Here is a 5,126-nt window from a genome sequence, read left to right as displayed (position 1 = left end):
GGTGGCGCTCCTATAGAAGTCATCAAACAGTACGTTCAGCAGCAGAGAACACCGCATTAGTCGGCTATCGCCGACGAGCTTACATCCCCGCACTCAAAGTACGGGGTTTTACGCTCAACCGATAAGTATATGTTGCAGGGACCCCATCATGATACGAAGTAACTTTGTATATGGTATCTGGCTGTGGGTCTTCAAGCTGCTCATCCCAAGTACCCTTTACCCCTCTCTTACCCGAAGACTTACCTGCATCTAACTCAACTACTTTCTTTTCAGACGATAGAGCCTGCTTTTGTTTTGAGGAGTCACTCTTTTTGGCTATCGATAATTTGCCTTTATTAGGTTCACTTGATGATTGACTACGATCACCCTTCGGAGGCTCAGAAGCCTTAGGAGCCGGACGATCATCCTCAGGCAGATCCTCAACCATATTCCCCGATGAACGACTGCGGGTTTGCTTCTCAGGGGTATGTTTATAAACCTGCTTCTTGAGTCGAGCCAGATCCCTAAAGAGATCACCCAGCTGATTCATTTGTCTGAGCAGCCTGCCTTTGCTGGCCACATTGGCGACAGCACCTGCTCCCGCCGTTGTCAGAATCAGCAGAATGGTGAGCAATACTTCAAAGGCTGCACTACCAACAAATTCACTGGCTTCCAATGGGTGCTGGGCTTTGTAGTAGTCTTTGGTGAACTGCACCAGAAGGGACTGACATTTTTCGTCGTCCCAGATAATCAGGGCTAGTTCCCAGGCCTGTTTGAAGTCTTCTACATTGACCTTGAGCGGGTCAAAGCCCAGGGCTTCCACCAGCTCCTTGTACTCTCCTTCGCGGTAGGTTTGATCTGCTTTTTCAAGCCATTCAAAGACCGAGCCTTCATAGGGGGTATTCCAGTGGGCCTTTACTTGTCTGATAAGTTTCAGACCACCTGAAGCCACTTCGACAACGTCCTTAACCCAGATCAAAAAAGAGATGCCCGCATCTGCAAGCCCTTTACCAAAGCTTCCCGCATGGGCCATTTTCTGCTCGGCCGGGCTCATTGCCTGGTATTGCTTGTTGATCAGCGCAGCTTCTGCTTTCTCGCTGGCTATGATCTGGTTCAGTTTCAGCTTGATCTGGTTCAGTTTCAGCTTGATCTGATCGTAGAGCTTTTGAATTTTCTCGCGGTTTCGGCTCTGGTCACGGTGGGTGACAAAAACCTTGAGATCGCCTTTTTCCAGTGCTTTACCCAGCAGAATTCCGCCAGGTGTCTGGTGATAGGATTTCAGGGATGGATGACCTTTCAACCGCTGCTGGAGTGCCTGACTGCTGGTCAGGGCAAAGATAAAATCCCAGGCCTCTTGCCCGGTTAAAAACTCCAGTCTTTCGTGGTTGAAATGAGCATGCTCGTCAGTGAGAACAAACTGGTCTCCCTCACGATTTTTCAATGGTATGTGGATGCTGTTCCGTGCAAACACGCCAAACTCCTCTGGCGACTTCTTCCTGGCTTGTGGGTTTCCACCCTCTCTTTATAAGAATCGTTATTTCAAGAGCGTCGTTTTTTTTGTTGTCAGGGATAGTAGCGTTTTTTGGAAGGACGTTCCAGAGGCAAACAGATGTTTAATTTTTGCGAAAGGCAGCCAGCCTCAAGGGCTGGCTGTTTACCTGAGAAAGATCAGGCAAATGGGCTGATACCCACTTTTTTACGAATGTCCTGGAGGAAAGGAGCCGCTTCAGCACGGGCTTTTTCCGCTCCTTTTCTCAATTCAGCTTCAATGAAAGCCGGGTCAGCCATCAGCGCGTTATAACGCTCACGAGGCTCTCTGAGTACATTGTTGATGTATTCAAAGAGTTCATTTTTCAAATCGCCCCAGCCAGCTCCGGCTTCATATTGCTTGCGCTTCTCTGCAATCTCTTCTTCATTAGCAAAGGCTGAAAAGATCTGGAACAGAGTGCAGGTTTCCGGATCTTTAGGTTCACCAGGCTCCAGAGAATTGGTTTTGATCTTGCGGATCAGCTTGAGCAACTTTTTCTCAGGCACAAACAACGGAATAGTGTTGTCGTAGCTCTTGCTCATCTTGCGGCCGTCCAGACCATTCAGAACCGCAGTATTTTCACCCACTACGGCTTCTGGCATCACAAACTTGGTCTTGTAGTGGTGGTTCATTCGACCCGCGATATCACGAGCCATTTCCAGATGCTGAACCTGATCACGACCTACTGGAACGCGATTGGCGTTGAACATCAGGATGTCAGCCGCCATCAGGATTGGATAATTGAACAGTCCCATCAGGACGCCTTTATCCAGATCAGACTCGCCAGCTTCCTGATTGGCCTGGGTTGAAGCTTTATAGGCATGGGCTCGATTCATCAAGCCTTTGGCGGTCATGCAGCCCACAATCCAGTTCAGCTCCATGATTTCCGGAATATCTGACTGACGATAGAAAGTGACACGATCGGTATCCAGACCCAGAGCCAGCCAAGTAGCGGCAATTTCCAGCCCGGACTGGTGAATACGCTTAGGGTCACGGCCTTTGATCAGGGCATGGTAGTCCGCCAGAAACAGGTAGGACTGAATGTTTTCGTCACGGCTTTCTTCAATCGCAGGCTGAATAGCACCCACATAGTTGCCCAGGTGCGGCGTGCCTGTGGTGGTAATACCGGTTAATACTTTAGTCTTTGTCATGGGGTCACTCATGGGCCTCATGAAGTGGCAATGGGCACTTCACTGGAAACTGGAAGGCGGCATTATAGAAGAGGCGAGGCAGGTAGCTCAACTAGAGACAGGCAGTCAGTGAACAAATCGGCAGAAGAAGGGAAAGTGCAGGAGAACCCCGCACTGCAGGGTATTAGCGAGTGGATGCATCATATTGTGTCTTATACAGGAATGTTTTGGTCTCATCGCCTGCTTTTATGTTGACTACCTGAGTATTGGGAATGTCGAACTTAACTCTTCCGTACTCATTGGTCACGCCTGTCGCAAGTACTTTTCCTGAGGTACTGGTCACTTCCACTTTGGTATTGGCGTCGGTAATCACTGACAGTTCGTTACCGCCCCAGGCACCAACTGCTGCAAATGAGGAAGAGGCAAATAGAACTGAAATTGCTAGAGTGGCCAGTTTTTTCATGAGGGTTACTCCTTGTAAAGTAAACTGCGTTTTGGGTACGGCTCTAGAATCTCGCTTTACACGACAGGGTTCAAACGAGTTTACACCTCTCTACTCTTCGAATATAAAAACTTAGAACCAGCTTACACTGCCTGTAGAACCAACTGACACAACACTGACACGCTGTTATTAATTGCCCTAAAAACTCAATGCGATCATCGACTCTATCGATGGCCTCACTCTAAAATCATCATTTTGGTTTTAGCCAGGTAGAACGTTCCAATCTGTATTAATGGAGACTTGATAACCTTTCAGTCTTTGACTGTAAGAATCCAGTTCTATTTTCTTTCTGATTTCTGGAAAAAGCCCTTCCATATATCTCTGATGAGCTACTTCAGAATCCCAAAAAGAGATCACCAAATAACGATTTTCTACCTCATGGCTTTTAGCTATATACCCACCTAACATTCCTCGACAGTAGGACATGGCCGGGTTCCAAGTATTCTCCTGATCTTTTAAAAACTGCGCCTCTCCATGACTTCTGAGATAGCAATCCGCCACTCTAAGGAAGCCGAAATCCGTTATTGAGCAGGTATAAGCTGGATCAAAAGCCGGTATATTGCTGACTGTAGTGAAGTACTCTACTTCACACTTGCTGTAAGTTGTTTGCTGATTTATTCGATCCGCAATCGGGTCATGTGAGTTGTTCATGAATTCTTTGACGCTGGACATCCCCTCCCAGACAGCAAGAATAAAAGCATCTTGACCATCAAGCTCCCAACCACCGAACTGACCCACAAGCCCACTGCATTCAGAAATAGCTGACCATTGTTGTTGCTTTAAAGAGAAGGCCTCTTTCATATCAGGAAAGGGCGTACACCTGATAACTTTAAGAATCATTATTTTAATAACCTGAAAGACGAGATTGCTGAATTTCTCAATTGATAAGGTATTTGAGGCGTCATGGCCTTTCCAAAGAAAGACCATGTTGTTTTACCAGAGGTTCAATAGTTTTGTTGAAAGTACTGACGACAGACTCCAGATGAGCCAGTTAAACACTTGATTCTGCTTTTAGCTCTTCTGCGATTTCTAACCGAATGAACTCTCACTTACCGATTTATCATATGCTCTCAGTGATACTGAGTGCAACGTTGTGGCCTACTGGAGAGGTTCCTTCAGGCTGCTATCTGTCTGGAAACCCCACACAGGTTGGCGGTGGCATGAGTTGTTTGAAAGGGGCGGGCAATCATAGGGGGACGGGGTTTCAGTCTAAAGCTCAGGCTAACCAGTGGTTTGGTGGCTGGAACGTTAAACTAAAGACAAGAAGTGTCCAGAAAGCTGTGGGTGGTAACGGTGCTCCAGATCCTCAGTCCCCCCGAAAAGTAGAAAAACTGAGATCTGCATACAATGAGCTGATTCACGAAATGAACAAAGTGCTTAATGTGTCTCAAATGCTTAATCGTCAATGATTCTTAGAAACTAACAATCATTTAGCAAGGGCATTTTGACATGCCCCGTGTAATGCAGTAACTGATTTACGGTCGATCTCAATTAAACAATGGCGTTACTTCGGGGTCGGGTCATGACCTTGGGAAGCTTGCACATCATGGTGTACTTGGATTTTGTGCTATCCCATTTGATGAAGCCATTGAACTCATCAATACTGCATTCCCAATCGTGTCCTCGCGAACCGGGGTCGTGAATAACCACTCTGTTATCGCTTTCGCGAGCTCCAACCATGACGACTGCGTGACCTCCGCTTACTTTGCCGTTTTTAACCCATCCTCGGCGCACGTACACCGGCCCGCAGTCTCGCAGAAGCCCTGCCAGCTGGCCGCAAGTCCACTGCTTATTTTTGGGTAAAGGGATCAGTGTGAGTCCCTCATTTTCTACCAGCTGGATATAGCCTTTAGTACCTATCGCTAGGAGTCTGTCGGACTTAGCCGACCGTAGCGAGAAAAAGTCCGGTTTGAGACAGTTTTTATGATTATTTGAGGCGAATAGCGAGCTATTCAACGAAAAGAATCATAGAAAATGGCCAAATCCG

General features: G+C 47.2%; 6 protein-coding genes. 1 reads left to right on the top strand and 5 read right to left on the bottom strand.

Annotated features, from left to right (window positions below; all coding sequences use genetic code 11):
* Window positions 1-79 precede the first annotated feature (79 nt).
* The 4 genes from ACR2PX_RS25950 to ACR2PX_RS25935 all read right to left on the bottom strand — a co-directional run bounded on the left by ACR2PX_RS25950 (window position 80) and on the right by ACR2PX_RS25935 (window position 3,979).
* Window positions 80-1,450 (bottom strand): hypothetical protein, encoded by a 1,371-nt coding sequence (locus ACR2PX_RS25950; RefSeq protein WP_434002257.1) that lies wholly within the window; start codon window positions 1,448-1,450, stop codon window positions 80-82.
* Between the two features lie 197 nt (window positions 1,451-1,647).
* On the bottom strand, window positions 1,648-2,658 hold the full coding sequence (locus tag ACR2PX_RS25945; RefSeq protein WP_434002256.1) for a tryptophan--tRNA ligase: 1,011 nt from the start codon (window positions 2,656-2,658) through the stop codon (window positions 1,648-1,650).
* Between the two features lie 163 nt (window positions 2,659-2,821).
* The gene (locus ACR2PX_RS25940; RefSeq protein ID WP_434002255.1) at window positions 2,822-3,100 is read right to left on the bottom strand and encodes a hypothetical protein; all 279 of its coding nucleotides are present in this window, start codon (window positions 3,098-3,100) and stop codon (window positions 2,822-2,824) included.
* Window positions 3,101-3,340: 240 nt separating this feature from the next.
* Window positions 3,341-3,979 (bottom strand): DUF4937 domain-containing protein, encoded by a 639-nt coding sequence (locus tag ACR2PX_RS25935; RefSeq protein WP_434002254.1) that lies wholly within the window; start codon window positions 3,977-3,979, stop codon window positions 3,341-3,343.
* A 320-nt stretch (window positions 3,980-4,299) separates the two neighbouring features.
* Here ACR2PX_RS25935 and ACR2PX_RS25930 point away from each other — a divergent pair, with 320 nt between their 5' ends.
* Entirely contained in the window at window positions 4,300-4,548 is a 249-nt protein-coding gene (locus tag ACR2PX_RS25930) for a hypothetical protein (RefSeq protein ID WP_434002253.1), read from the top strand.
* Window positions 4,549-4,630: 82 nt separating this feature from the next.
* On the opposite strand, the gene ACR2PX_RS25925 is transcribed toward ACR2PX_RS25930, so the two are convergent.
* Window positions 4,631-5,095: a papain-like cysteine protease family protein gene (locus tag ACR2PX_RS25925; RefSeq protein WP_434002252.1), complete on the bottom strand. Its 465-nt coding sequence runs from the start codon at window positions 5,093-5,095 to the stop codon at window positions 4,631-4,633.
* Window positions 5,096-5,126 lie beyond the last annotated feature (31 nt).

The organism is Endozoicomonas sp., assembly GCF_051008435.1.
Taxonomy (GTDB): domain Bacteria; phylum Pseudomonadota; class Gammaproteobacteria; order Pseudomonadales; family Endozoicomonadaceae; genus Endozoicomonas_A.
Note: the sequence above shows the minus strand (reverse complement) of the source record. Positions and strands in the feature narration are given on the sequence as shown.